At 60.8% G+C, this 25,356-nt stretch carries 20 protein-coding genes; 10 read left to right on the top strand and 10 right to left on the bottom strand.

The window, feature by feature from the left end; all coding sequences use genetic code 11:
• Window positions 1-55: 55 nt before the first annotated feature.
• The 3 genes from RT131_RS17315 to RT131_RS17305 all read right to left on the bottom strand — a co-directional run bounded on the left by RT131_RS17315 (window position 56) and on the right by RT131_RS17305 (window position 3,844).
• On the bottom strand, window positions 56-526 hold the full coding sequence (locus RT131_RS17315; protein WP_313174010.1) for a DUF2269 domain-containing protein: 471 nt from the start codon (window positions 524-526) through the stop codon (window positions 56-58).
• A complete protein-coding gene (locus RT131_RS17310; RefSeq protein WP_313174009.1) occupies window positions 507-2,009 on the bottom strand; it encodes an SDR family oxidoreductase in 1,503 nt (500 codons plus the stop codon). The genes RT131_RS17315 and RT131_RS17310 overlap by 20 nt, the downstream gene beginning before the upstream one ends.
• Before the next feature lie 260 nt (window positions 2,010-2,269).
• Window positions 2,270-3,844: an FAD-dependent oxidoreductase gene (locus RT131_RS17305; protein WP_313174008.1), complete on the bottom strand. Its 1,575-nt coding sequence runs from the start codon at window positions 3,842-3,844 to the stop codon at window positions 2,270-2,272.
• Between the two features lie 154 nt (window positions 3,845-3,998).
• On the opposite strand from RT131_RS17305, the gene RT131_RS17300 reads away from it, so the two are divergent.
• Both RT131_RS17300 and RT131_RS17295 read left to right on the top strand, forming a co-directional pair.
• The gene (locus RT131_RS17300; RefSeq protein WP_313174007.1) at window positions 3,999-4,985 is read left to right on the top strand and encodes a CorA family divalent cation transporter; all 987 of its coding nucleotides are present in this window, start codon (window positions 3,999-4,001) and stop codon (window positions 4,983-4,985) included.
• A gap of 41 nt (window positions 4,986-5,026) precedes the next feature.
• On the top strand, window positions 5,027-5,689 hold the full coding sequence (locus tag RT131_RS17295; protein ID WP_313174006.1) for a DUF6766 family protein: 663 nt from the start codon (window positions 5,027-5,029) through the stop codon (window positions 5,687-5,689).
• 25 nt (window positions 5,690-5,714) lie between these two features.
• Here RT131_RS17295 and RT131_RS17290 read toward each other — a convergent pair whose 3' ends face one another.
• Window positions 5,715-8,570 carry an EAL domain-containing protein gene (locus RT131_RS17290; protein ID WP_313174005.1) on the bottom strand — a complete coding sequence of 952 codons (2,856 nt, stop codon included), beginning with the start codon at window positions 8,568-8,570 and terminating at the stop codon, window positions 5,715-5,717.
• An 834-nt stretch (window positions 8,571-9,404) separates the two neighbouring features.
• Here RT131_RS17290 and RT131_RS17285 point away from each other — a divergent pair.
• The 3 genes from RT131_RS17285 (at window position 9,405) to RT131_RS17275 (ending at window position 11,538) form a co-directional block, all read left to right on the top strand.
• Window positions 9,405-9,578 carry a hypothetical protein gene (locus RT131_RS17285; protein ID WP_313174004.1) on the top strand — a complete coding sequence of 58 codons (174 nt, stop codon included), beginning with the start codon at window positions 9,405-9,407 and terminating at the stop codon, window positions 9,576-9,578.
• 366 nt (window positions 9,579-9,944) lie between these two features.
• Window positions 9,945-10,415 carry a hypothetical protein gene (locus tag RT131_RS17280; RefSeq protein ID WP_313174003.1) on the top strand — a complete coding sequence of 157 codons (471 nt, stop codon included), beginning with the start codon at window positions 9,945-9,947 and terminating at the stop codon, window positions 10,413-10,415.
• 67 nt (window positions 10,416-10,482) lie between these two features.
• On the top strand, window positions 10,483-11,538 hold the full coding sequence (locus RT131_RS17275) for a prolyl oligopeptidase family serine peptidase (protein ID WP_313174002.1): 1,056 nt from the start codon (window positions 10,483-10,485) through the stop codon (window positions 11,536-11,538).
• 16 nt (window positions 11,539-11,554) lie between these two features.
• Here the strand turns inward: RT131_RS17275 and RT131_RS17270 are convergent, their stop codons facing one another.
• Entirely contained in the window at window positions 11,555-12,049 is a 495-nt protein-coding gene (locus RT131_RS17270) for a ferritin-like domain-containing protein (protein WP_313174001.1), read from the bottom strand.
• 719 nt (window positions 12,050-12,768) lie between these two features.
• Between RT131_RS17270 and RT131_RS17265 the strand changes: the two genes are divergently transcribed.
• Both RT131_RS17265 and RT131_RS17260 read left to right on the top strand, forming a co-directional pair.
• Entirely contained in the window at window positions 12,769-13,356 is a 588-nt protein-coding gene (locus RT131_RS17265; RefSeq protein ID WP_313174000.1) for a DUF488 domain-containing protein, read from the top strand.
• Window positions 13,357-14,328: 972 nt separating this feature from the next.
• Entirely contained in the window at window positions 14,329-15,594 is a 1,266-nt protein-coding gene (locus RT131_RS17260) for a serine hydrolase domain-containing protein (protein WP_313173999.1), read from the top strand.
• A 108-nt stretch (window positions 15,595-15,702) separates the two neighbouring features.
• Here the strand turns inward: RT131_RS17260 and RT131_RS17255 are convergent, their stop codons facing one another.
• The 4 genes from RT131_RS17255 to RT131_RS17240 form a co-directional block, all read right to left on the bottom strand.
• Window positions 15,703-16,767: an alpha/beta hydrolase gene (locus tag RT131_RS17255; protein ID WP_313173998.1), complete on the bottom strand. Its 1,065-nt coding sequence runs from the start codon at window positions 16,765-16,767 to the stop codon at window positions 15,703-15,705.
• A 197-nt stretch (window positions 16,768-16,964) separates the two neighbouring features.
• Window positions 16,965-17,261: a hypothetical protein gene (locus tag RT131_RS17250; RefSeq protein ID WP_313173997.1), complete on the bottom strand. Its 297-nt coding sequence runs from the start codon at window positions 17,259-17,261 to the stop codon at window positions 16,965-16,967.
• A gap of 29 nt (window positions 17,262-17,290) precedes the next feature.
• Window positions 17,291-17,932, bottom strand: coding sequence for a CDGSH iron-sulfur domain-containing protein (locus tag RT131_RS17245; RefSeq protein WP_313173996.1), 642 nt, complete (start codon window positions 17,930-17,932; stop codon window positions 17,291-17,293).
• A gap of 182 nt (window positions 17,933-18,114) precedes the next feature.
• The gene (locus RT131_RS17240) at window positions 18,115-18,957 is read right to left on the bottom strand and encodes an MnmC family methyltransferase (protein ID WP_313173995.1); all 843 of its coding nucleotides are present in this window, start codon (window positions 18,955-18,957) and stop codon (window positions 18,115-18,117) included.
• Between the two features lie 304 nt (window positions 18,958-19,261).
• On the opposite strand from RT131_RS17240, the gene RT131_RS17235 reads away from it, so the two are divergent.
• Window positions 19,262-20,755, top strand: coding sequence for a SulP family inorganic anion transporter (locus RT131_RS17235; RefSeq protein WP_313173994.1), 1,494 nt, complete (start codon window positions 19,262-19,264; stop codon window positions 20,753-20,755).
• 398 nt (window positions 20,756-21,153) lie between these two features.
• Here the strand turns inward: RT131_RS17235 and RT131_RS17230 are convergent, their stop codons facing one another.
• Window positions 21,154-22,902, bottom strand: coding sequence for an acyl-CoA dehydrogenase family protein (locus RT131_RS17230; RefSeq protein WP_313173993.1), 1,749 nt, complete (start codon window positions 22,900-22,902; stop codon window positions 21,154-21,156).
• A 186-nt stretch (window positions 22,903-23,088) separates the two neighbouring features.
• Between RT131_RS17230 and RT131_RS17225 the strand changes: the two genes are divergently transcribed.
• Both RT131_RS17225 and RT131_RS17220 read left to right on the top strand, forming a co-directional pair.
• Window positions 23,089-24,024, top strand: coding sequence for a hypothetical protein (locus RT131_RS17225; protein ID WP_313173992.1), 936 nt, complete (start codon window positions 23,089-23,091; stop codon window positions 24,022-24,024).
• Between the two features lie 188 nt (window positions 24,025-24,212).
• Window positions 24,213-25,283: a chitinase gene (locus RT131_RS17220; protein WP_313173991.1), complete on the top strand. Its 1,071-nt coding sequence runs from the start codon at window positions 24,213-24,215 to the stop codon at window positions 25,281-25,283.
• Window positions 25,284-25,356 lie beyond the last annotated feature (73 nt).

The raw sequence follows: 25,356 nt of genomic DNA, 5'->3' as shown, positions 1-25,356 counted from the left end.
CGCATGACCGCCAAACTCGAGCAGGTGCTCACCCTTCGGTTGCACCAACGCTGCATCAGCCAAACGAGGGCTTGGCGGTCATAAGGTAGAAAACGACCAGGAACGAGATCAGGGCCGGTACGCCCAGCGCTGCCCAGGCTCCCATGTAACGGTCATAGGATAGCGGCAGCTGCTGCCCGGACGCTGCCGCAGCCAGCGCTACATCACGCAGCTTCATCTGCAACCAGACCACGGTAAGCCAGCAGAGTGCGGCAATGGCGAACAACACCAGCGACCAGTAAAGCCAGGGGGTTGTCAGGGCAACGCCCATGCGATGAGCCAGATACAGCCCGGAAAGCGGCTGGAAGACAATTGTGGTTGCGGTGAACAACCAGTCTGCGATCACCACCAGACGTGCGACTGGGGCAACCACCCGAGCGTCGCGCTGGCGGCTGATGAACAACAGGTAGAACGCAGTACCCACACCGGTGCCAAAAAGCAGCGTCGAGGAAAGAATGTGCAGGTACTTAACGAACACGATGTCCATGCGGACTCTCCAGCCAGAGCAGCAAAGTGGTCAATGCCAGCATAGGCAGGTTCTTGATCATGGGGCCGTAGGGGTGCGCCCAGAACTCTGGCAGCCAAAGGCTGATGATCAGGCTGTAGACCAATATCAACCCGATCTGCAGCAGGTATACACCACGTCGCCAGCGACGTATCCACATGGCCAGCGCCAGCGCCGCGTCGAGCAGTGCGGCCGCGTACAACGCCAGCGGTGCCAGTGGCAACGGGACCTGCGCGCGCACCAGCAACTCGATGCTGGCGGCCTGAGGGTAGGCGAACGCGGACACCCACGCGGTCGCCAGCCAGGTCAGTGACACGCTCAGGCGCAGCAACGGCAACATGTTGGACAGCACCGCCAGCTGATACGCCTGCTGACGACGTGCGGGTTCGACGAAATGTTCCGGTCGGCGCAATGGTCTACCCAATAGGTCTGCCCAGGGTGCCGCATCGGCTGTATTCGGATGTGCAAGCATCCTCAGTGCGTCCGCATTGATGCTGTTTCCTGGCCACTTCTGCAGGCACCGTGCCAGCAGCAGTGCAACGCGCATGGGAACACGCGACATATGCAGGGGCTTCTCCGGTTCTGGAGAAAGCAGTCGCAGATAGGCGCTCATGCTCAATGCAAGCGGACCGACAGCAGCAATGACCGGGGGCGGATCTGGGTGCTTCAGAAGCGCGACCACGCCATCGACCAGATCGTCCAGATGAATAGGCTGCACGTCGGCGGTTGCTGCTGGCCAGGGCAACCACGGCAGCACCGCCAAACGGTGAAACAGCTGACTGCTCCTGCCCAACGGGGCATACACCAGCGAGGGCCTCACCACCACCGAAGTCCCCGCAAAAGCCTTCGCACAGCGATCACCACGGGCCTTGCTTCGCCAATAGCGCGTTTCCGCATGGAGATCCGCACCTAGTGCCGAGATCTGTATGATGCGGCTGACCCCAGCCCGTGCTGCAAGTTCAAACAGAATGCACGGGCCTTTCACATGGATCTCGTCGAAACTCTGCCTGCTGGTTTCATCGAAGATGCCGACAGCATTCACCACGACATCAACGTCGGCCAACGACTCGGCAAACGACGCTTCCGGGCGGCGGGTGAAATCAAACTGGACGAAACGCGTGCCCGGCTGATGGCGTGAAGCTTCGGCTTCGTCCCTCACTCCCAGGATGACCTCATGGCCATATCGTTCAAGCCGCTCCGCCAGTGCTTTGCCGATCAACCCGGTCCCACCGGTGAGCAGGACACGCAACGGAGCGCCCTGAAGGTGCTGCTCACGCGTGCGTTCTGCTCCGGCAGTTGCGCCAGCATGGTGTCCAGCCTCCTGGTGTCGTGGTTCAGCCACTGCCGCAGCAATGCCGCGGCTGCCGGTACCAATGCCACCAGCCAATGGATCTGGCCGCGACAGGCGCACCGTCGTACTGGTTGGAGTGTTCGCCACACCGTTACTGGCTATCTGATCCATCATGCGTCCTCGGTGTTCTGGGCAACGGCGTATGAAACGCTCCGCTGCGGTCGACGGTCACCCCAGCCAGTTGTCGCCCTGGCTGCGGCAACAGCTGTCACAGCGTATCTGGTCGATTACAACGTGGTTCCTTCGCGGTTGACGCCGGGCTTCGAGCGCCGGCTTCAACCCATGGACATGTTTTGCATCTACGCAGCGTTCGGTGTGGGCTTGGCGTTGCCATGGCTGCTGCCCCGCGACCGCCCGAAACTGAGTCATAGGCACTAGGAAGGTGTCTGCTTTCTGGCAAGCCCGTTCAGCGCCGGGCCCTCCAGGAGTTCACCGGTAGGACCGAAACGGCTGCCATGGCATGGGCAATCCCAACTGTTGGCATCACCGTTCCATTGCACGATGCACTTCAGGTGCGGGCAGACTGGCGACATGGCGTGCAGCATGCCGGTTTCATCGCGGTACAACGCACAGCGGCCCTCTCCCTTGCCCACGACACGCCCACTGCCTGGGGCGATCTCCGATCCATCGTCTACTTCCGCCTTCAAGCGGTCTCCAAGCAGGTGTTTGATGACCGTGGCATTGGTCCTGGCCCAGCCACCGGCAGACTTGAGCGGGGTGATCCGTAGCGGGCTGAGCAGGTGCGCCAGATCATCAGGCTGTCGGCCTTCGATGCCCTGAACGATCAGCTCGGCCGCGAGCGCGCCCCAAGTCAGTCCATCGGCCTGGAAGCCGGTTGCAACCCACACATTCTCGTGGGCGCTGCTGCCTATGTAGGGCAGGCCATCGGCAGGTTTGAACTGCTGGGCGGACCAGCTTGCAGCGACCGGTCCATTCACTACGAAACGCTCCTGGGCATACTTGAGCAGGCGGCCAGCAGGGTCCTGCGTGGGCGACCATTCACCGGTACGGTGCTTCTCGCCGACGACCACCAACAGCGGTGCCTGCTGTTCCGGGACGGACCGCAGCGACCGGCCGCTGTCGGTCACCCAGTGAATACCGATGGGTAGCGGTGTCTGGACTGGGACGGCGATTCCATATTCGCGGTACACCTCCATTTCTGCCTGCAGCAGGTTGAAACCGGCTGGTGAATGGGTGGCCAGTACAATGTGATTGGCATGCACCTTGCCTGTCGCGGTTCTCACGCAGCTCGCAGCAGCGTCGATGTCGATTACCTGCGTTTGCTCGAACAACGCAGCATGTCGGGACAAGAGGCCAAGCAGCGCCCGGCACAGCCGGTAAGGATCCAGCTGCGCCTGTCCTTCGACGCTGAAAGAATCGGTCAAGGGGAAGGGGAGCTGTCCCGGCGAGGGATGCGGACTCAAGCCGGCAACGCGATAAGCAGCCAGCTCGCGCGCGTAACGCTGCCGTTCGGCCGGCGCATTGCTCTCGATACTCCACTGCAGTGGGGTGCGTACGAACCCACAGTCGATCCCGTACTCCGTCACCAATGCGTCCACCCCGGCAATGGCATGCATTCGGGAGGCGGTCACTTCACGCAGGACGTCTTCGCCCCACTTGGCAAGGAGGGTCGCCATCTCGGACGTTGACCCATACAGGTTACCGGTCGAAGCGCCAGTGTTCTTCTGCCCAGCCAATCCTGCTTCAAGCACCACGACACGATAACCCGCGTTGCACAGTCGCCATGCCGTCAACAGACCGGTGATGCCGGCGCCGACAACGACCACGTCGGAAGTGATATCGCCGAGCAAAACCCGTGAATCGTCGATGGAAGGATAGGAGGCCATCCAAATGCTGGTCATGGTCGACTCGAAGCTTGAGCTTTCGCCAATACTCGCCGTGATGCCATTCGCAGACCGTGGATTTGTGTGAACACTTGGTGGTGACACGGAGCCACAGGAGTGCTGGAGTTCACGTCTCCTCACACTTCTTTATCGGCAGAGTGGCTACATCCTGCAACCTTCAGTTGCAGCGGTACTTGGCTATACCGCAGACAGCGGACCGGCCTTCGATGCCTTACAGCATTTTGGAAAGGAGAGCTAAATGGAAAGCAGTCGGGCCGCTCCCGAGTTTTTTGCCCGTTTATTCCGCTCGAACGCACCGCCGCGTGAGTTGAGCCTAGGGGATGTTGCTGGCTGCGTTGTAACGCAGAACGACCTGTTGTGGGTGGATTTGCTGGCACCGAACGTACAGACGTTGGATGAACTGTGGCGTTCCTGCAAGCTGCCGGAGCTAGCGCGACTATTGCTCGAATCAGGTAGTAGGCCACTTGTGGAGCGCGAAGGGAAGCACTTCTGGGCGCGTACCGTCACGGTCACGCCAGCGCAGGGCGATGAGCTGGTAAGCGGTGCTGTACTTGTCTGCGTGGCGGGCGCCAATCAAGTGATCACCTATCACACCGAAGAGATTGAGTTCCTGGCCGCGCTGCGGGAAAGCGCCCACGGTGCGGTTATTGGCGGGCTGTCGTCTGAGAGCTTCGTGGCAACATTGCTTGACCACCAGCTATCCGGATATTTCCAGGCGGTCAGTGACTTCGAATGCGCGGTCGAGCACTTGGAATCAGACATGTCCACCAACGACATCGAAGCCAATATCGTCGAGCTGCAACGGCTGCGGCGCTGGGCGTCCAGATTGCGCCGGATGTTGGCCCCGCACCGTTCGGTTTTCGGTGCGTTGTCGCGCCCGGATTTCCGGCCTTCGGAAAGTAGAGAGGCAGAGCGTCACTTCGGCGCGCTGGATACGCGCTTCGAGCGGGCCATGGACATGATAGAGAACGCGCGTGAGTTGGTTATCGGTAGCTTCGAGCTGTTCAGTGGTCAAGTCGCGTTGCGCACCAATGGGGCGATGCGAGTGCTTACGTTCGTGACCGTGATAGCTGGGGTGCTGGCTACGTTCGTCGGCGCCTTGGGCATGAACTTTGAGGCCAGCCTATTCCAGACACGTGATGCAGGGTTTTGGTCGATTGTTGGTGGGCTCTTGCTCTTCTCCGGAGCAATGACATGGCTCGGTTGGCGACGTCGATGGTTCTAGGGTGTAACGGGTAAGAGCGATACAAGAGACGGAGCAAAGCAATGGGCAAGCAGGCACAGATGGGGTTCTTCAGGCGCAACGGGCTTTCGCTGGTACTTCTACTGTTGTTTCTCGCGTTCCTGGCGGGGCAGGTGTTGACTGGCTTCCGCGCCAGCAATGAGGAGCGTGCGGAGCAGGGGTTGGCAGCGGAAACGATGACTGCCTACCTCGGCAGTGGTCATTTCATTTCGGCAACCTTCGAAAACTGGGAGAGCGAATTCCTGCAGATGGGGATGTATGTGCTACTTACTGTTGGCTTACGACAGCGTGGGTCTGCAGAGTCGCGACCGTTGGACCCGGCTGACGAGGACGACGATATAGAAGCTGGCCCTACGCCCTGGCCCGTCAAGGCAGGGGGAATCTGGCGATGTCTCTATGCAAACTCGCTGGCACTGGCTTACCTGATGCTGTTCTTGCTCGCATTCGCCGGCCACGCATATGGAAGCTGGTTGCACGAAAATGAACAGCGTGGCGCAGAAGGAGAGCAGCTACTTTCGTTGGCGCAGCATCTGGGGGGCGCGCAGTTCTGGTTCGAGTCCATGCAGAATTGGCAGAGCGAGTTCCTGGCCGTACTGTCGATTGTAGTTCTGAGCATCTTCCTGCGGCAGGACAAATCCCCTGAATCCAAACCGCTTGCCGCACCGCACTCTCAGACGGGCACCTGAGTGCCGGCTCGTGTCAATTGCGCAATCAAGCCGCGGCGTTAGTCTCCAGCCACGCAACCAAGGCCTCCAAGGGCATAGGCCGGGCGATGTAGTAGCCTTGAACACAATCAACGCCATGCGTACTCAGCCACTCGAGCTCGGAAACGTTCTCGACGCCTTCGGCAACAATACTGAGTCCCAAACCATGCCCCAACGCGACCAGTGCATTGCAAATGGACGCATTGCGCGGGTCGTTGTGTACGTTCTGTACGAAGCTCCTGTCGATCTTGAGGTGATCCAGCGGTAGGTCCCGCAGATAGCTCATGCTAGAGAAACCGGTGCCAAAGTCGTCTATCGAAACGCAGACACCATCCTTGCGGAGCTCCTCCATCGTGGCCTGCGCCATTTCCGGACGCTGCAGCATGGCGCTTTCGGTCAGCTCCACATGCAGTGCGCCTCGAGGCAGTTGGTACCGTTTATGGGCGTCGCGCAGCATGCTTGACACCGCGCCTGCCATGAACTGCACTGCGGAGACATTGATGGCGATTGCGATATCGTGGCCATACGAAGCAAGCGACCTGCTCGCGCGTGCCGCTGCATCAACAACCCATTCGCCAAGAGGAGCTATAAGACCGGATTCCTCGCACAGTGGAATGAAGGTAGCCGGCGAAACATAGCCGTCCTTGGTGCGCCAACGCAGCAGGGCCTCGGCTACGATGATGTTTCCGTCGGATATGCGTTTTATGGGTTGGAAGAAGAGCTCGAACTCCTCGCGTGCTAACGCGGTACGTAGCCTGTGTACGGTGTCCAGTCTCTCCGCAACGCGCTCGGTCATGCGCGTCGAGTAATGCATGGTCGGCAAGTTTTGCACCCGTGCCTCGAAAGCCGCCAATACAGCGTGACCGGCTACTTGTTCAGCTCGTTCGTTTAGTTGCTGGAACGCAATGCCGATCCAGCCCTCCATGCGATGCACGCCGGTGTCAGATTCGATGGAATCGGTAAAGGTTGCGACTAACGCGTCTACTAGGTCGCTCCAATTCTCGCCCTGCGTTACCGCCAGCACGAAAGCATCTGATGGCGCATAAGCCAAGTGGCCGTAGCCTTCAGATATCTGTTGCAGGCGATGGGCCACGCTGTGGATAAGGGCGTCGCGGGTCCTTCGCCCGAAGGTAGATGACATTAGCTCCAAATCACGCAGCTGGATGTGGATTATGGCGTAGGGCCTGCTACAGCCATTCCCGCTGTGGTCTGCATCTACACGTTCCAGCAGCGTACGCAGGTGCAGCAGTCCTGTACTTTCTTCGTGTGAGGCCCGCCATTTTAGGTCTGCTTCATAGGCAACGCGCTCACTTACATCTTCAGCCAGCACCAGCCGCGCATCACGTCCATTAAAGCGAATACTACTGCTGTGGACGCGAACGTGTATACGACGGCGATCGCGAGTCATGTGTAGCCAGATAGGCGTAGCGTCACGAGGTTCGGACGGATCATCGACTGAGTCCTGCACCGCAGCTGCCTCCCCGGATGGCCGAATCTGGAGAATAGTCATTTCTAGAAATTCGGCGCTCGTGTATCCGTAGCGCTGGACCGCTGCCGCATTCACTGCCAGAAAACGCAGCGACTGAACGTCGAAAACCCAGAAAGGAAGCGGATTGCGCTCAAAGAGCTCGCGGAACTGTGATTCGGCTCGCTCTAATTCATTCTGCTGCAGTCGGCGCTCCGTTATGTCCACGATGGTGCCAGTCATGCACTGCTGCGCCTCCTTGTCCAGAACAGGTGCCCCTCGCGCGCTGATCCAACGCTGCTGTCCATCAGGAAGCACGATTCGGTACTCAGCCCGGAAGGGACTTCCATTTTCCAGCGCTTGTGCAAACGTTCGTTCCACCCACGGCCGGTCATCCTGATGCATGCGGTGAAAGAAATCCGTCAGCGGGATCAGACCTTCTTTGCGCGGAAAGCCGAACAATTCAGCTGCATGCGCTGAGGCCTGAACTTGGTCGCTGGCTATATCCATCGCCCATACTCCTGCGCGTGATGCTTCTTGGGCCTTGCCGAGCCAATCAGCATGGCGTTGCAGTGCAACATGGACGTCGCGACGAGCCGCCTCAGAGACAGCCATCCTCCGCATCAGATAGAGCATGCCCACCCAGTACAACAGCAAGAGTGATGTCAGGAACGCGGTATAGTTTCCCCATGGCTTAGTCGCCTCTTTCTTGGAGAGGGCGGCGACGACGACAAACGGATACCCGTTAGATGACGCTAGGTTGACCAGGTGGGTACCGTTATCGATGGCGTGTAGCTGCGACGGCCCGCCCGCCGCATCATCGAGTAGGTGCTCAGTGTTTGCACCTCGGTGAGCGAGGACCACCCCGGCGCTCGTCATGATTGTGATGCCGCCGCCCCTGCCAACATCGACGTCTTCTAGCATTGCGCGTAGCTCTGAAGTTCGCAGCCCCGCCACCAGCCAGTTGCCTTGCGGAGTGCGAAGTACTAGCTGTACCACCGGCTGCGAACGCGCTTGGTTTAAAAGTGCACCTATACCCAGCCGGCCTGGCGGAAGTGACGATCGCAATATAGACGGAAAACCTGTCGGCGCGTTCACACCTCTGTGAAGCGGATGTCCGTCTTCGTCAAACAGATCGATGTCCTGGAGCTCACTGTTGCGAGAAATGACACCGCGTATGGTTGCGGGTAGATCCCAGAGGGGCGGTTCAGCCGCATAGCTGTCTGCCTCCGCTGCCATACCGTTCAGGGCTCTTTCGAGGTTACGTATCTCGTAGCGGAGTACGCGGTCCACGCCTTGAGCCACTGCCGCACTTTGAGTCTGTGCCGCTTGCAGACGCGCCGAGCGGTCGAAGAGGATTGTTGATATCAAGCCTGCGCTGAGCGCCAGACCGAGCACGGTTCCTATCCATCGAACGATCCGCGTGGACCCAGGCTTTGTTCTTGGAGCTACTGTCATCAATCCCTCCGATCCATCTGCTGAGTCGACGCACGCCCATGCGCAGAGTGCGCCGCTGCGAAGGATACCGTTGCAGCCATGCAGTGGGTTGGTCGGCAATCACATTTCAATTTACCGTCTAATGCAACCTGCATCCTGCCGAAATTCGGCGCCCGCGGGGCTAGAAAAAAGCCGGGACCCGGCTTCCGCCATAAACACACGTTCTACATGTGTTGACGCTCGCCTGAGTATTTGTACTGGACAAGAGATGTAGACGGAGTTGCTGTTAGCGAGCTATGCCTCACCTACCAAGGCGTCCACTGCGGCGGCGCGCCCTCTTTGAATCAATCCTTCTAACTCGCCAAAGAGCGTTCACCTCTCGACCACGATCTTTCACTGATGGGGAATGAAGCCTAGACCTAGGTTCCACCGCGTCGGTCGGCATAGGCAACGAATATGGACAGTGAGAGAGAGTACGTTGATTGGGAGTTAGAGGAGTTGGAGCGACTCGCCACAATACAGAGACGGCGTCCGCCCGCTGCGCAGGACTTTGCCCCGCTATTGGCCAGAGCGGCCTTACTTCTTGATGGATTGGAGGGTTCTATTAAGGATTACGTGCAGCAGAGACTGGGCCATCTGTGCATGGCTACAGCATCCACGTCGTTCCTCAAGGCGACATGCACTCTTAGCCACGTGTTCACGAAGGTTTGAGTTGCCTTCGCATCTCGCGACCACCTCACAACGCCGAATCAGGAGAATCGTCGCTGCGGCATACAGCCGCCAAGGAGAACGATCATGGGTAACCAGAATCAGAACCAGCAGAACCAGCAGAATCAGCAGAATCAGCAGAATCAGCAGAATCAGCAGAATCAGCAAAATCAGAACCGCAACGACCAGGAGCGCAATGATCAGGAGCGCAACGATCAGGAGCGCAACGATCAGGAGCGCAACGAACGTCGTGAGCGCTAATGCTTAGCGTTAGTTTGGGCCCCCGAAAGGGGGCCCTTTTCATTTGTAAATACGAGGACTCTTATGTCATCCGCCAGCGTTGAAGATCTCTATCTCCACGTCACACTCACTTCGCTGGTCGCAGACGGGCCACGTGTTGCTTGGGTGGCCACGTGTGTTCAACGAGCTCAGGATAATTCCAGTACCTGCGTTTGGACGTGGAGCCAAGAAGACGGCGTGGAGCGGGTTGCCGAAGACGGGAGTTCACCCCAAGTCAGCCCCGATGGGCGACAGGTTGCCTTCATCGCTATGAGAGATCAGCCTGAGATATGCGTTTGGCATGGGCGTGGTGGTCAGCTCCAGCGTGTTTCTACTGCGAAGGAAGAGGTGACCTCCATTCTGCAATGGGGGGCGGCTGGGAAACAGCTCCTGGTCATCAGTAAACCCCGTGCCGGCGTTGGGGGTGACGAGCCTTATCGAGTTGGTGAACTCCCCTACAAGCAAGACGGCACCGGTGTGGTTGTTGAGCATGAGGCAAGTCTTGGATGGCTCAATATTGATGATGGCACGGTAGAGTCGATCGACGCCCAGGGACTGGAAGTGCTGGAGGCGCGCTGGTGTGCGACAGCGGGTAGGTTAGCTTTCGTTACTCGAAGTCGAGGCCATCAACGACACTGTATGCAGCTGTGGATAAAGGAAGGCAATGAGGATCCGTTTCGCACGGCGGAGGACCATGTCTCGTTCTCTGGCCTGCAATGGTCTCCTGACGGCCAGCGCCTGGCCTTTTCAGGGTCCAAAATCGAGGGAGATTCTATCGGTCTGCTTTGCCTGTGGGAATTTCAGGGGGGGGGGAGTTGAAACGCAAGAGAACGTTGAGCTAGCTATTCCGAGTGCAATCGCATGGGACGGAACGGGCCGGCTAATCGTGAACCAGGCTCATCGCGGCCTTCAGCGGATAATTGGTATCGGACTCAACGGGGATATCGAGCTGATAGTGGCTGAACCGATGAGCCACTGCTTAGCCATGGCGGCCGGAGCGGCGAACCTGGCGGCTGTGGTTTGCTCGCCAGTTGCTGGCCCAGAGATATTCATAGCCGACAAGCAGGGCAGATCGTTGACTCAGGTGAGCGACTTCAACGCATGGAGAAAGGACAGGCCTGAGCTCCGTTGTTTAGAACGGTGGTTCCGGGTGGCTGATAGAAACGGTGGCTTCGAGGATGTCCAGGGATGGGTTCTTAGTGCTCCCGGCGAAGGTCCCCGCCCGTTGTTGTTGGACATGCATGGCGGGCCCCATAGCATTGCCTCCTTTGAGTTCGAACGCTTGATTCACTGGCCTGTACTGGCAGAGAAGGGCTGGGCCATTTTGGCGCTCAATGCGGTGGGCTCGAACAGTTACGGCTTGGAGTTCGCGCATCGCCTCTGTGGCCATTGGGGAGAGCTCGACTATCCCCAGTGGGAGGAAGTGAGGAGAAAGCTGCGCGTGGAAGGCATTGCATCTGACATCGCGGCCTGCTTTGGCCACTCGTACGGCGGCTTCTTGTCGGCTTGGGCGCTAGGCCACGATGCAGGTTTGTCGTGTGGCGTAGTGTCTGGTGGGGTCATAAATCTTATTTCGCACACCGGAACGTCAGACACCGGCTACTACGTTGGACCCTATGCGATGGGCGGGGAACTCAGTGAATGCGCCCAGCGCTATTGGGGACTATCGCCACTGGCTGCTGCCAACGGTATCCATGCTCCGACACTGATACTGCAGGGCGATGCCGACGAGCGGTGCCCACGTGGCCAAGGCGAAGAGCTTCTTGCAGAGCTACTTCGTAGAGGTGGCGTCAAGGCTGAGATGCTCGTATTCCCAAGTGGTTCACATCATCTCTCCTCTACCGGCCGCCCAAGCCACCGAGTGCGCTACTACTCTGCGTTGGTCGACTGGCTCGAAGATGCTAGAACTGCCGTGAACAACGCTACTCGGGCGGGCCAATAGGCCCGCCCGGCAAGTTTCACTCCTGTGCGGCGGCCTTATTGCCGCCTTGCTTTGCCAGCAACGTCAGCTTCTCGTCAGTGGCTTTTTCCTCGTCTAACGTTTCGAGGAGGAGCGGAAGGGCATCTTTATAGCCGAGCTGTTTCGCCAGGGCGGCGATTGTGCCGTAAGACGCGATTTCATAGTGCTCTACCTTCTGGGCACCACCAATGAGGGCGGCATCTCGTACCGGGCCTTCCTCAATGCTGTCGATGGCGTCCTTTCCTTCCTCCACAAGGCCTTCCATCGCTGCGCATTTAATGCGCTTCAGGCGAATACCGAGAAGCTCGACTACTTGGTCGATACGCTCGATCTGCCCTTGCGTCTCTTCCAGATGGGTTTCAAACGCGGCGGCCAAGTCTGGACTGAAAGCAGCGCGAGCTAGACGGGGCAGGGCCTTGGTCAGCTGCTTCTCTGCACTGTAGATATCGGACAGTTCGTGGATGAAAAGGTCTTCTGCAGTCTTGATAGGCATATGCCTTCTCCTTCATCGGGAGGGGTAAATTTAGTGGGCTCCCAGTGGGCTGGCGTGAAAGAATGCTCATTAGATGTGAATTTCTGTGGGGCCATTTGCTATATCTGTACAAGGGGACCACAGCAATAAGCGCGCCTGCGTATTTGAGGTGAAAGAATGCTCTGTAGCCGTCACAGCGCATTTCGGACAGGTGAAAGCTAATGGCGGAGTGGCCCTACGGAGAGAGCACCTGTGCAAGCGGAACTGTGGCGAGCGCCCTACGTAGATTTGGATCTATATATCGGGCGCTGGTACGAAATCTGCCGTAAACCGCTGAGTGCTGATGACAAAGGCCTCCGAGATGTGCTTGTGGACCAATCACGCGGTGCGGATGGCTCAATTGATTTGCTGAGTTCCTTCGATCATCCAGTGCTGGGGAATCGAACCTTTCACGGGGTAGCCACGCCGCAAGATTCTTCAGGTTCACTTCTAGAAATTTCCTATCCGGAGACATTGCATTGGGTGCCTTTCCTTTCCGGAAGGGTATCCGTGGTCAAGGTTGACGTTGATTACCGGACCGCCTTGATTGGCGAGCCGCTACGCCAAGGCCTGGTGCTTCTGCATCGAAGTCCAGTAATGGAGCCATCGGACGCGCGCAAGTGGCTGCGAATTGCTGAGTGCCAGGGCTTTGACACAGGGAACCTCGTGTGGCCGATCCATTCGGGGTGTGAAGGGCCGCTATGAATGCTACAGGTCCAGCCTACGGCAGCGCCAAGCTGACTCCTCTCGATGAGGCGTCGCCGCTTTGGACGGTAGGTCATTCCACACGCACTTGGGAGGCTTTTCGGGAAGTCCTAAGAGTCCACGAGATCACCACCGTGGTTGACGTCAGGCGGTTCCCTGGCTCCCGCAAGTTTCCTTGGTTCGGTAGCGACGCGATGAGCACACAATTGCCCCTAGACGGCATTGGCTACCACTGGGTTCCTCAGCTAGGGGGACGACGATCAGTGCAGCCAGAGTCGCCGAATGGCGCGTGGAAAAGCGCTTCGTTTCAGGGGTACGCGGATCACATGGCCAGCGCAGAGTTTGCGGACGGACTTGAACAAGCGCTGACTGCAGCAGCGGAAAGCCGTACAGCGTTGATGTGTGCAGAGCTGCTGTGGTGGCGCTGCCATCGGCGATTGATTTCGGACCTCTTGGTACACCGGGGTCACCAGGTGCTGCATATCCAGACCGAACGAGTGGCAGAACCGCACCAGCTCAATCTAATGGCCCAAGCGGCAGGCGAGGGCCTCATATATCCGCCTTTGCAACTCGGTTTGCTTTAGGCCTTCAGAGCAAGCCCGCCTCTCTCCGCTCGGACTTCACACAAATGCTTGACTGAGCTGAGGGCGGTGGTCATGAGCCGCCCCCTCTACTGGGGAGCGGAACCGGACCCGGTACGCCGGGATTTCTATCTATACAGCAGCGACCAAATGACGGGGGAGCGCTGGAATTGGTATCGTAAACCCTCTACGTCCACCTGCGTTGCTATCTGCTCAAACTTTGAAGCACGTCGGAAGCGGGGGACGAACCTTACTGCATCCCTGAAGCGCTTTTAAGCCGTGGGATGGGAAAGTACAGTCCTCAGCAGCTGCGGGTTGCCGCCCTCCTCAGAAGTAGCTGCGCATGACGGGTGAGCAACGCTCACCACTGCCCACCAGTCGGTTCCCGCTGGTGGGCTTTTTTTATTGATTAATCGCGACGTGGTTCGGCTATACGAAAAGTGGTCGGCGGGTGGCATCGGCCTGTCGCACCGAGTCTCGCAGCATCTCCTTGGCCATTTTGATGCACGAATCACCAGTGCGCTTTTGCGCTCCAACCTGCAGCTCTTGATAAACTTGCTACAAGCCGGTCTTCTTTCCATGGGCTTTGTAGGCGGCGTGATGGTTGCGGGGGCCTTCATAGTTAGGATGCCCTAACGGAACGTGCTTCCTGCGCAGAACGAGTTTTCGCCGTGTACCGGATTCGAAGTTGGTTTGGTTTTTCTGATGTGAGTAACTGAGTGAGTAACGATTACGGCGTCCTGCTTTAAAGTCTTTTGGATTCAGGCAGATGGGATCGCTTTTCGATTGATGGTGGGCCCACCAAAAGAATCAGTGGCTTGCAGAGATGCAGGCCATTTTTCGTTTCCGCGATTCCGAATCGGTGCCTGCACGGTACCTGCTTCGATCGGGCACCGGATTGTTCTAGACCTTATGCCGACCAACTTTTCGGGGAACACCGGCTAAGCTGGGCTTTCGTAACGGAGGCTGTTGGCAATGTCGATATGCACGGTTCCAGGTCGTCGCTGCTTCATCGCGCAGTCCGCCACGTTGGGGATTCTTGCGACGTTGCCTTCAATCCGAGCATTGGCTGCGTCGTGTAAAAGCACCGCCAGCAGTTCCTGGGTCCCTGACGATACCTTCCTCGGCGAACTGCCGCGGATCATGCAGGCCTTTGCGGTCCCTGGCGTGGGCATCGCCGTGGTTGAAGGTGGTGCCCTGGCATGGAGTCGAGGCTTTGGCTTGGCTGATGTACAGACTGGCAGAGCTGTCGATGCGCGCACGGTGTTTGAGGACGCCTCGCTCAGCAAACCGGTGTTTGCCTATCTGGTGATGCAGCTGGTGGGGCAGGGGCGGATCGAGCTGGATATACCGCTTGTTCGCTATCGGCGCCCTGATTACCTTGGCGATCATCCATGGGTGGCGCTCATCACCGCGCGCGACGTATTGCGGCATACGACGGGGCTGCCCGATTGGCGCAAATCGCCCGCGACCGAGAAACTGGTGCCGATGGTGAAGCCCGGCACACGCATCAATTATTCCGGCGAGGCATTCGTCTGGTTGCAGCTGGTCGTTGAAGCGATCACCGGGCAGAGCCTGGACGAATCGATGCAGGCCTCTCTGTTCGGTCCTGCCGGGATGAAAGACAGCAGCTATACCTGGAATGCGGATCTGGCCGCGCGCTCCGTGTTTGGTCATCGCGCACACGATCGTGTCGATGGGGGCGTGCCGCCGCAGGTGCTGCGCGAACAATGGAGTGCAGCCCAGCGCGTCGCCGAGCGCTGGGGCAAGCCGCTGTCTGCATGGAAGTATGAAGACGCCGAGCGCGCGTTACCGGAAGTGCAGGCCTTGTCGCCGCCAGGCTTGGTGACCTGGGCGGGTGACATCCTCGCCAATGCCGCCGCCAGCCTGCGCACGACCGTGCAGGACTATGCGACCTTCCTGAGCTTGATGATGGCGGGCCGGCAAGCTGCGGCATGGGAGATCAGTGAGAGTGCGCGACAAGCCATGCTGGCACCGCAGATCAGCTTGCCGGGGCGATGGACCGAGAAAGGTTTGGGTTGGAATACCGAACAGACCCGTGATGGGCCGATGTTCTACCACTCCGGCAGCAACAGCGGCATCTTCAAGAACTTCGCCATTGGCGATGCGCAGCGGGGGCGGGGCATCGTGGTGTTGACCAATGGCGGCAGCGGTTCATTCGTGCACCAGCGGGTGGTGCGTGCTGCGACCGGATACGATCTGCTTTCGTACGATCTTTGATTGAGTGCGGGTATCCGTTGCCCATGCATCCGCAGCATTGTTTCCATTTGTGATGGACTCGCTGCCAGTGGACTTGGGCCGCGCGTGTTGTCGTTGCCGCACGGCCGTTCACTGCTCGAAAACGCCATCGCCGGCCTGCTCGGCAATGGGTCGGACCTCCTGCACCAGGCTCAGCAAGGTCTTTCCCGGCTCCTCATTCATCACTTCATGCGCGGACTGTTCAAACCAGATCAGTTTCTTCTGCGGCGCATCCACGCTGGCGAACCATTCGGCTGCCAGTTCGGAGGACACGTTGTAATCGTGCCGGCCCAGGAACAGGAACAACGGTGTCTTGAGCTGGCGGGTGCTGCTCATGTCGAGGGTCAGCACATCCGCGAGCAGATGCTGCATGGAAAAATCGTTGCCCTTCCAGGCCGCGGCTATATCTGCGTCGGCATATTCGGGTGACAACGCAAAGGCTGCGGCCTCGGCATCGCCGCCGCGACGGTTGTGGACCATGCCGCCGTAGTGGTTCAACCAATGTCGCTGTTTGAACAGTGCATCCAATGCAACCGGGGTATTGCCCTGGGCATATGGCGCTATTGCCTGCAGGTCAGCGATGGCCTGAGCGTTGTGGTCTTGTTGCGCCTGTTGCATCGTCCATGCCCAGCCGCGCCGCTCGCTCTCGGGCGCGTTGGATATCTGGCCCATGCCGATATAGGCATGCAGCCATTGCGGGCGTTGTTTGGCCACTTCCAGGCCCAAATAGCTGCCCCAGGATTGGCCGAGCACGAAAATCTTCTGCTTGCCGAATTCGTGGCGCAGCCACGCCACCATTTCCAGTGAATCGGCAACCATGCGTTCGCGGGTCATGGTGGGGGCCAACTGCACTGGATCGTTGCTCGCAAAGGTCTTGCCCGCACCGCGCTGGTCCCACTGCACGACGGTGAAGTACTCCTCCCAGCCGCGCTGGAAGTACCAGCTGGTGGGCATGGCGACCCAACCCGGCCCACCATGCAGCATCAGCAGAACCGGGTTGCGCGCATCGTTGCCGCGGATCGATACCCATTGATCGATCCCGCCGATGCGGACCATCTCCAGGCGCTCGATGCCGTTGTCGGCTACCACGCGGCGCATGTCTGCCACGATGGCGGTGGCCTGCGCCCGGTTACGTGGCGCGGGAGCTTCAGGCACGGCGGCGATTGCGCCAGGGCAGGCGCCAGCAACAATGCAGAGTAGAAACAGCGGCAGCAACTTCATTGGCTTCCCAGCTTCGGTGTCAATTGCAGGAATGAAGCATGCCATGTGCGCTCCGCAACGACATCTCGGACAGGTTTGCAGCATTGGCCGCAGCTGTCGCATATCTTTACCGTGGTCGCAGGCCACTCACCTCAGTCCTGCGAATCGGATTCGATCTCCAATACCGCACCCAGTCTCTCGGCCAGGGCCTGCGCTGCGTCCAGTACCCGCGCCAGGCTCTCATCATTGATGGTTTCCACCTGGATCAGATGCGAGCCCGGGCCTTCGTTGTCGCTGAGGCCCGCCGAGCTGCTGTCTTCGTCGTCGGCATCGAATGCGGGTTCGGTGATGTCCTCGGCTGAATCCACATCGTCCATGCCCTTGAGCATGTCGAGCAAGGCCTGGGTAACACCTTCGTCGGCGGTAAGGCGGAGTTCGAGGTTTGCCATGTGCAGCTCCTTTGGGGGGGGGGAATGTGTTATTCGCCGTCAGCCTGGAAGCCAACCTTTCTATGGCTGCCATCGCAGAAGGGCTTGTTGTTGGAATGGCCGCAGCGGCACAACCAGGTCTCGGTGACCCGGTCGATGGTGCGGCCGGTGCCGCTGACGACTTCAAGGTTGCCGATGACGTGCAGCGGGCCGTTTTTGGTCGGGTTGACCTGCAGCGGGCCATCACGTTGCGGCAAGGTTTCGGACTTCTTTTCCGCCGGTTCGCCGCTGGCGGTAAAGCCACAGTCGACATGGCGGTGGTCGCAGAAGGGCTTGTTGTGTGACTCGCCGCAACGGCACAGGGTTGCGCGCATGCCTTCGTCGCTGCCGGCGATCAACAGCGGTGCGTTGAAGGCGAGCGGGCCGTTCTCGCGCACATGCACCAGGTTCACCACCGGTGCGGGTTCGGCGTGGCTGCCGTCGTTGTATTCGTAGCGGATGGCGCCGGATGGGCAGTTGCGCGCGATCAGCGCCACTTCCTCCGGAGGCACGGCGTCGGGGTGGATCCATTCGCCCACCACATTGGGCACGAAAACGTCCGGGTGGCGGAGCACGCAGTTGCGTGAGTGGATGCAGCGTTCACCATCGAAATGGATGGTGACGGTCTTGCCGCGTACGGTTTCGGTTGCCATGGGCTGCCTCCGCTTCGGAAAGCGCAGTGTCGCGCGGAAGACGTTAAGGCGGGGCGTATACAGCTATGTTTTTTGTAGGAGCGGCGTGAGCCGCGTAGCCGGGGGGCAAGGAGATTGCCATTGGACCTTGGCTTGAGAGGGTACGAGCTTCGCGGCTTACGCCGCTCCCACAAGTCTGTTTGTTATTTGCGTACGGCCAGCACGCCATCCAGGGCCAGCTCCGCCTTGAAGCCGGCTTTCTGCAGGCGTGTGGCGACTTCGCGGGGTACATCGCGGCCACTGGTGAGCTTGTTCGGCGCGCCGGTGTAATGGAACAGGCGGCCGCCTTTGCGCAGCACGCGCGCCAGTTGATCGTAGAACACCTGCGAGTACAGCTCGCCGGCAATGCCGAAGCGCGGCGGGTCGTGTAGCACGGCGTCCATCGAGGCATCGGCGATGCTTTCGATTTCCTTGGAGACATCGCCCTGCTTGAGCTGCAGGCGGCCGCCTGCGGCGGCGCTGTCAGGGTCCGGCGACCACGGGTTGAGGGTACGCAGCCACAGCACCTCCGGGCTCTTCTCGAAAGAGCGGATGCCGGCCACGCCTTCGTCCAGGCAGGAGGCGGCGAAATAGCCCATGCCGCCGCAGGTGTCCAGGATCTGCTTGCCGCGCGGCTCCACCAGTGCCACCTTGCGGCGGGCGTCGTCCAGTGGCGAGATCTGCGCGCTGACCAGCATCTTGATGCCGTCGATCTCGAACGTGGGGATTCCCCAGTCGGTAGGTACCAATTTGTACAGGCCGCTGCCGAAGCGCGAGGCAGCGCTGAACTCCTCGCCATCCCAGTAGTAGATGGTGCGGTCCTTGAGCTTGGCCGGCCACAGGTAGTGCTGGCCGCGGAACTGAAAGCTGTCGCTGCCAATGCCAACGGTTTGCTGGCTGCGGCCCAGGTCGAGCGAGGTGCTGATTTCGCTGCTGCCCTTCTTCAGGGCGCTGTGCAGCTGCTCGAGCAAAGGGCGGGTGAGCAGGGGGCCGGTGTAGTGGGGCATGGGGGCTGCAGGTGGTGCGAGGGTGGGAATGCTACCGCAGCTGGGTTTTGGGGGTTGAGTTGTGCGCGAAGAGCACCCCTCCCCAGCCCTCCCCTTTGCTCCGCAAAAGGGAGGGGGCCAAAAGCTCCCTCCCTTTGCCGAAGGCAAGGGGAGGGCCGGGGAGGGGTAGCCTTGGACGTTTGCGCCTTGCTGGAAATCCAACTCCACCCGCGCCGGTCAACGATCAACAGGCATAATTCGCGCCCCTCCCCTCGATTGCGCCTGCGCTGCCGCCCCTGCGGGCCAGCACCGGCGATCCGCCCGTATGTCCTTTCTGCATTCTGAACTGGCGCAGTGGCGCGCCAATCCCCTGCGCGAAATGCTGGCCGGTGCCGTGGCCACCTTTGCCTTGATCCCGGAAGTCATCGCGTTCTCGTTCGTGGCCGGGGTGGACCCGCAGGTCGGCCTGTTCGCCTCCTTCGTGCTGAGCATCGTGATCGCGGTGTTCGGTGGCCGGCCGGCGATGATCACCGCCGCCGCCGGTTCGGTGGCACTGGTGGCGGCGCCCTTGGTCAGTGCGCATGGCCTGCCGTATCTGTTCGCAGCCGGCCTGCTGGCCGGCGTGATCCAGATCGTGTTTGGGGTGCTCCGCCTGGGGGTGTTGATGCGCTTTGTCAGCAGCTCGGTGCGTACCGGCTTCGTCAATGCGCTGGCCATCCTGATCTTCTCCGCGCAGTTGCCGCAGTTGAACGGCGCCACCACCGCCACCTGGGCGATGCTGGCGCTGGGCCTGCTGGTGATCTACGGGTTGCCGCGCCTGCCCCTGCCCGGCGTGCGCGCGATTCCCTCGCCGCTGATCTGCATCTTCGTGTTGAGCCTGCTGGCGTGGTGGCTGAAGTTGGAGCTGCCCACCGTAGATGATCTTGGCAAGTTGCCACAGGCCTTGCCGCAGTGGATGGGCCTGCCCGCGCTGCCGTTTGACCTGGATACCTTGCGGATCATCGCCATGCCGGCGCTGGCCATCGCGATGGTCGGCCTGCTGGAATCGATGATGACCGCGCGGGTAGTGGACGAACTCACCGACACGCCCAGTTCCAAGAACCGCGAATGCACCGGCCTTGGCGTGGCCAATATCGCCGCCAGCCTGTTCGGCGGCATTGCCGGCTGCGGCATGATCGGGCAGACCGTGGGCAACGTGAAATACGGCGGCCGTGGCCGACTCTCCACCTTGTTTGCAGGCGTGTTCCTGCTGGTGCTGATGGTGCTGCTGAAGCCCTGGGTAGGGCAGGTGCCGGTGATCGCACTGGTGGCGATCATGGTGATGGTCAGCGTGTCCACCTTCGACTGGCGCAGCCTGGGCGCGCTGGTGCGGCATCCGCGCCTGTCCGGCGTGGTGATGCTGGCGACGGTGGCGGTGACCTTGGGCACGCACAATCTGGCCGCCGGTGTTGGCATCGGCGTGCTGTTGAGTGGGGTGTTCTTCGCGCTGAAGGTGGCGCGGTTGCTGCAGGTGGAGCCGCATGAACAGGCCGACGGCAGCCTGCGCTATGTGGTGCGCGGGCAGGTGTTCTTTGCCTCTGCGGATGCCTTCATCGATGCCTTCGATCCGCGTGTGGCCGAGGGGCGTGCGGTGGTGATTGATCTGTCCGGCGCGCAGTTGTGGGACATCACCGCCGTGGCTGCGTTGGAGAAGGTGGTCAGCCGTTATCGCCATCACGGCGTGAAGCCGCGCGTGCTGGGCCTGGATCGTCAGGGCCGGGCATTGCTGCGGCGGGTGTTGCGCGAGGGCGAGCTGGCAGTGGAAGACCCGGCGTTGTAGGAGCGGCGTGAGCCGCGAAGCCGGTGGAGGTGCCGATCGCCGGGGAAGCTGCAATTGCTGGCATTGCTTCGGCCGATGGTCCGGTAGTTTCGCGGCTTACGCCGCTCCCACAAGGGAGGGCGCACTGGTGTTGTTGTAGGAGCGGCATCAGCCGCGAAGCTGATGTAGGTGCCGATCGCCGGGGAAGCTGCAATTGCAGGCTTTGCTTCTGCGGATGGTCCGGTAGCTTCGCGGCTTACGCCGCTCCCACAAGGGAGTGGCGCGCCGATGCTGTTGTAGGAGCGGCGTCAGCCGCGAAGCTGATGCAGCAACCGATTGCCGGACAATCTGCAATTGTAGGCTTTGCTTCTGTGGACGGTCCGGTAGCTTCGCGGCTTACGCCGCTCCTACAAGGGCGCTTACATCACGTCCCAGGCGTAGCCGCCGCGCTCCAGCACCGAGGCGGCCAGTGATTCGACGATCTCGTCCTCGTTGCGCTCCAGTCCACGCACATTGCGCGCCATGCGCCGGCGTGCCTGGCGGGCGAACAGACGGGCGATCTTCACCGCGTCATCGGCGGCCGGGTGCTTGGCCTGCAGCAGGCTGTCCACCCGCGACAGCACGCACAGGCCGACGAACAGGTCGATGGCGATATCGGCCACGCGCTTCTGCGCATGCTGCTGGTCGGCGATCTTCTTGCCGTGCTTGCGCAGCAGCCGGTCCGAGGCCTTGGACAGCTCCACCGTATACTTCTCGCACAGCCGTGCCAGCGGCCGCAGCGCATCATCGAGCGGCGCGCGGATGCGGCCGGTGCCGTAGCCGGTGGCCTCGCGCATGCGGCGGCCGGCATAGTCGCTGAGCACGCCGAAGCCCTTGATCGGGTCGTTGAAGATGCCACCCACCGCGCTCTGCAGTTCACTCAGCGTCGCGCCTACGCCCTTCAGGCCGTTCAGCGCCACATACAGGCGCAGGATCTCGTTGGTGCCTTCGAAGATCGACAGGATGCGGGTATCGCGGGTCATCTGTTCGTACGGCAGCTCGCGCATGAAGCCGTTGCCGGCGGCGATCTGCAGCGCTTCATAACAGCTGCGCTGCACGGCCTCGCTGGCGAATACCTTGCTCATCGCCGCTTCCACCGAATAGTCGCTGCGGCCGCTGTCGATCAGATGCGCGACCATCCACACCGTGCTTTCGGCAGCAAAGCAGTCAGCGGTCATCTGCGCGATCTTCTCGCGCACCAGGCCGAACTCGGCAATGGCCTGGCCGAACTGCTTGCGCTCGCTGGCCTGTGCACAGGCCATGCGGATCAGCGCGCGCATGCCGCCCACCGCGCCGCCGCCCAGGCCGGTGCGGCCGCTGTTGAGGATGTTCATCGCCACCTTGAAGCCCTTGCCGACCGGGCCCAACACATTGGCGGCCGGCACCCGCACCTCGTTGAAGGCGACGGTGGTGGTGGATGAGGCGCGGATGCCCATCTTGTCTTCGTGCGGGCCATGGCTGACGCCGTCCCAGCCGGCTTCGACGATGAAGGCGGTGACCTTGCCCTCCGCCGTGTCGGTGCGCGCGAACACCGTGTAGAAGTCGGCGATGCCGCCGTTGGTGATCCAGATCTTCTCGCCGCTCAGCGTCCAGCTGCCGTCATCGTTGCGGTGGGCCTTGGTGCGGATGGCGGCGGCGTCGGAGCCGGCACCGGCTTCGGTCAGGCAGAAGGCGGCGATCATCTCGCCACTGGCCAACCTGGGCAGGTAGCGCCGCTTCTGCTCGTCGTTGCCGAACAGCAGCAGGCCCTTCATGCCGATAGAACTGTGCGCGCCGATGGTCAGCGACACCGAGCTGTCGTGGCTGCTGGTCTGGCCCAGCACGCGCGCATAGGCACCGTTGGACAGCTCCAGCCCACCGAATTCCTCGGGGATGATCAGCCCGAACAGGCCCATGTCACGCAGCGCCTGGATGAACTCCGTTGGCTGCTCGGCATCGCGGTCGTACTGGCGCAGGTCGGCGGTCTTGTCGGCCAGGAACTGGTCGATGGCATCGGTCATCGCGCCCAGCATCTCGCGGTCACGCTCGCGGATCTGTGGGTAGGGGAACAACACCTCTTCGGCGATATGGCCAAAGAACAGCTGCTTGGCGATGCTTTCATCCAGATTCTGTGCTGCAACGGTATTCACGAACGGCTCCTTGTGCTGCGAACGATGACGGCGTCTGGCCGATGATGGCCCAGTCTTGCCACAGGTTCACCTATTCGTGGGACACAATTGTTGAACTCGGTGTGCCCTTGTTGGTCTCTGCATGCTGGGGTTGTACTTCGCCAAGGCCGGTTGATGCCTTCCGGGCCATGTTTCCGATGGAGCTGCATGCGTTCTGACCATTCTGCCGAGCCGCTGTGGACCCGCGTGACCGCTGCCGTGGTTGCATTGGCGTTCATGCTCGGCGTAACGCGCCTGATGCTGCAGGTGCCCGCCTTGAACACGGGCGGCGAGCAGACGCGTGTGCAGCTGCGGTGGCTCTCGCCGGATGCCTCCAGGCAGGATCTGGCCGTGCCGCAGCCGACGATCACAGTCGCGCCCGGAACGCCCATGGATTCCAAGCGGGCATCCAGTACTTCACCCGCATCCGAAACCGTGGCTCCGGTTCTTCCGGCTGCACCAGCTGCCACCGCGGCAGCCCCGCAGACCGCCTGGTCGCAGCGGCTATACGGCAAGGACGGCACGCTCGCCATCCCGGATGCCACGGATACGCGCCAGAAGAGCGCAGCTGAGCGTGTGTTCGAGCATCGTGACGAGCTGGCCACGCAGGTGGGAGAACGCGCGACTGCCAACCTGTTTTCGCGCGAACGTGCGGGAACGCGGCAGAAACGCTCCGAGCGCCTGCTCTATGGCGAGGACATCCAGGCTGCTGAAGCGCGACGACCGCCGGATATCGCCTTCAATCCGCGACTGCATGAGCGGCCCTCCGATCTGGGCAGTGAAGCAACGGGCGATGCTTACAAGGCGGCACCGATCCGCTACGAGAAGGCGCCGGACATGAAGGGCGAGGCCAGCCGCCGCATCCGCGTGGCGATAGGCGCGCTGGAGCAGCGCTACCCGCGCTGCAATGCCGATCAACGCCGGCGCTGGCTGGGCATCGCGCAGCAGCACCTGGAGGCGCTGCTGCGGGTGGAGTATCGCTACAACAATGGCGCAGACCCGGTGGAGGCCGAGCACAGCCTGCCCAGCGCCGCAGACAGTGCCTATGACCTGGCCCGGCGCGCCCTGTGGGATGCCGAGCGGCGCATGAAAATGTGCACTTGAGCGGCGGTCATCGCAGGCCAGTTGCAGGACCTGCCCTCGACATCGAAACTGCGTGTCGACCGCGTTGCGGGCCATCGCTCGGACAAACCGGGACAAATCAGGACAACATTGCTAAGTTATTGTCTTTTAATGGCTTTTTACGGCTTCTGCATGCCTAGAATCGGGCGTCTTCCCATTCTGGTATCGCGATGAAGTCGATTGGTCTGTTGTTCTCCGCAGTGGTGCTGGCTTCCACGTTTGCTTGCCAGGCTGCACCCACGCCGTCCGTTGCCACGGGTGTGGGCGTTGCTCCCGGTCATAGCCATGCGCTGCCCAAGCACGCCCTGGTCGGCTATCTGCACAACTTCGACAACGGCCAGGGCCTGTTGCCGGTCGGCAAGGTCGACGACAGCTGGGACGTGATCGTGCTGGCGTTTGCCGATGACATGGGCGAGGGCAAGGTGGCGTTCAATCCGGACCCTGCCCTGGATCGCGCGCAGTTGATTGCCGACATCGCCGCCAAGCGTGCGCAGGGCAAGATCGTGGTGCTGTCCTTTGGTGGCGAGCTGGGCACGGTGACCTTGAACACACAGCGTGACGAGGACAACTTCGTGCGCACCACCGCCGAAGCGATCAATACCTTCGGCTTTGATGGCATCGACGTGGATCTGGAGAAGATCGCCGGCGTGGTGCACGGTGCGCCGGTTACCCCGCACCTGATCTCGGCGGTGAAGCGCCTGCACGGCATGTACCCGAACCTGTATGTGTCGATGGCACCGGAGCACCCGTATGTGCAGGGCGGCTTTGTGTCGATGGAAGGCATCTGGGGTGCTTACCTGCCGCTGATCGACGGCCTGCGTGAGGAGCTGGACCTGCTGCATGTGCAGCTCTACAACAACGGTGGCCTGCCGACGCCGTACCGCGCCGAGAAGTATCCGGGTGGCAGCGTCGACATGATGGTGGGCTCGGCGAAGATGCTGATCGAAGGCTTTGATCTGGCCGGCGGCAAGGGGCGTTTCGAGGGCCTGCGTGCCGACCAGGTAGCGTTGGCCTTGCCGTCGGGGCTGCGTGCTGCCGGCAATGGGTATGCGACGCCGGCGGACATCAATCGCGCTTTTGATTGCCTTACCACGGCCACGCAGTGCGATGAGGTGAAGCCCAGCCAGCCGCATCCGAATTTCCGCGGGGTGATGACCTGGTCGATCAACTGGGATGTATCCGATGCGCGCGCGTTCTCCGCACCGGTGGGGGAACATCTGCGGGCTGCGCAGGCGCGCTGAGCGGGTAGCGGCTAGTTGCATTCCGAGCAGGCCACTGCTTGATGCATTCTGAGCAGGTAACTGATTGATGCAT

It is taken from the genome of Stenotrophomonas sp. (genome assembly GCF_032066555.1).
Lineage (GTDB): Bacteria > Pseudomonadota > Gammaproteobacteria > Xanthomonadales > Xanthomonadaceae > Stenotrophomonas.
The sequence above is the reverse complement of the archived record's forward strand: the minus strand, read 5'-3'. Positions and strand labels throughout refer to the sequence as shown.

Bases quoted from the DNA above. Each gene is read 5' to 3' on its own strand.
- RT131_RS17220 (WP_313173991.1), top strand. From the start codon at position 24,213: ATGAAGTCGATTGGTCTGTTGTTCTCCGCAGTGGTGCTGGCTTCCACG.
- RT131_RS17260 (WP_313173999.1), top strand. From the start codon at position 14,329: ATGTCGATATGCACGGTTCCAGGTCGTCGCTGCTTCATCGCGCAGTCC.
- RT131_RS17270 (WP_313174001.1), bottom strand. From the start codon at position 12,049: ATGCCTATCAAGACTGCAGAAGACCTTTTCATCCACGAACTGTCCGAT.
- RT131_RS17265 (WP_313174000.1), top strand. From the start codon at position 12,769: ATGAATGCTACAGGTCCAGCCTACGGCAGCGCCAAGCTGACTCCTCTC.
- RT131_RS17285 (WP_313174004.1), top strand. From the start codon at position 9,405: ATGGGTAACCAGAATCAGAACCAGCAGAACCAGCAGAATCAGCAGAAT.
- RT131_RS17250 (WP_313173997.1), bottom strand. From the start codon at position 17,261: ATGGCAAACCTCGAACTCCGCCTTACCGCCGACGAAGGTGTTACCCAG.
- RT131_RS17245 (WP_313173996.1), bottom strand. From the start codon at position 17,932: ATGGCAACCGAAACCGTACGCGGCAAGACCGTCACCATCCATTTCGAT.
- RT131_RS17315 (WP_313174010.1), bottom strand. From the start codon at position 526: ATGGACATCGTGTTCGTTAAGTACCTGCACATTCTTTCCTCGACGCTG.
- RT131_RS17295 (WP_313174006.1), top strand. From the start codon at position 5,027: ATGGGCAAGCAGGCACAGATGGGGTTCTTCAGGCGCAACGGGCTTTCG.
- RT131_RS17235 (WP_313173994.1), top strand. From the start codon at position 19,262: ATGTCCTTTCTGCATTCTGAACTGGCGCAGTGGCGCGCCAATCCCCTG.
- RT131_RS17310 (WP_313174009.1), bottom strand. From the start codon at position 2,009: ATGATGGATCAGATAGCCAGTAACGGTGTGGCGAACACTCCAACCAGT.
- RT131_RS17300 (WP_313174007.1), top strand. From the start codon at position 3,999: ATGGAAAGCAGTCGGGCCGCTCCCGAGTTTTTTGCCCGTTTATTCCGC.
- RT131_RS17225 (WP_313173992.1), top strand. From the start codon at position 23,089: ATGCGTTCTGACCATTCTGCCGAGCCGCTGTGGACCCGCGTGACCGCT.
- RT131_RS17240 (WP_313173995.1), bottom strand. From the start codon at position 18,957: ATGCCCCACTACACCGGCCCCCTGCTCACCCGCCCTTTGCTCGAGCAG.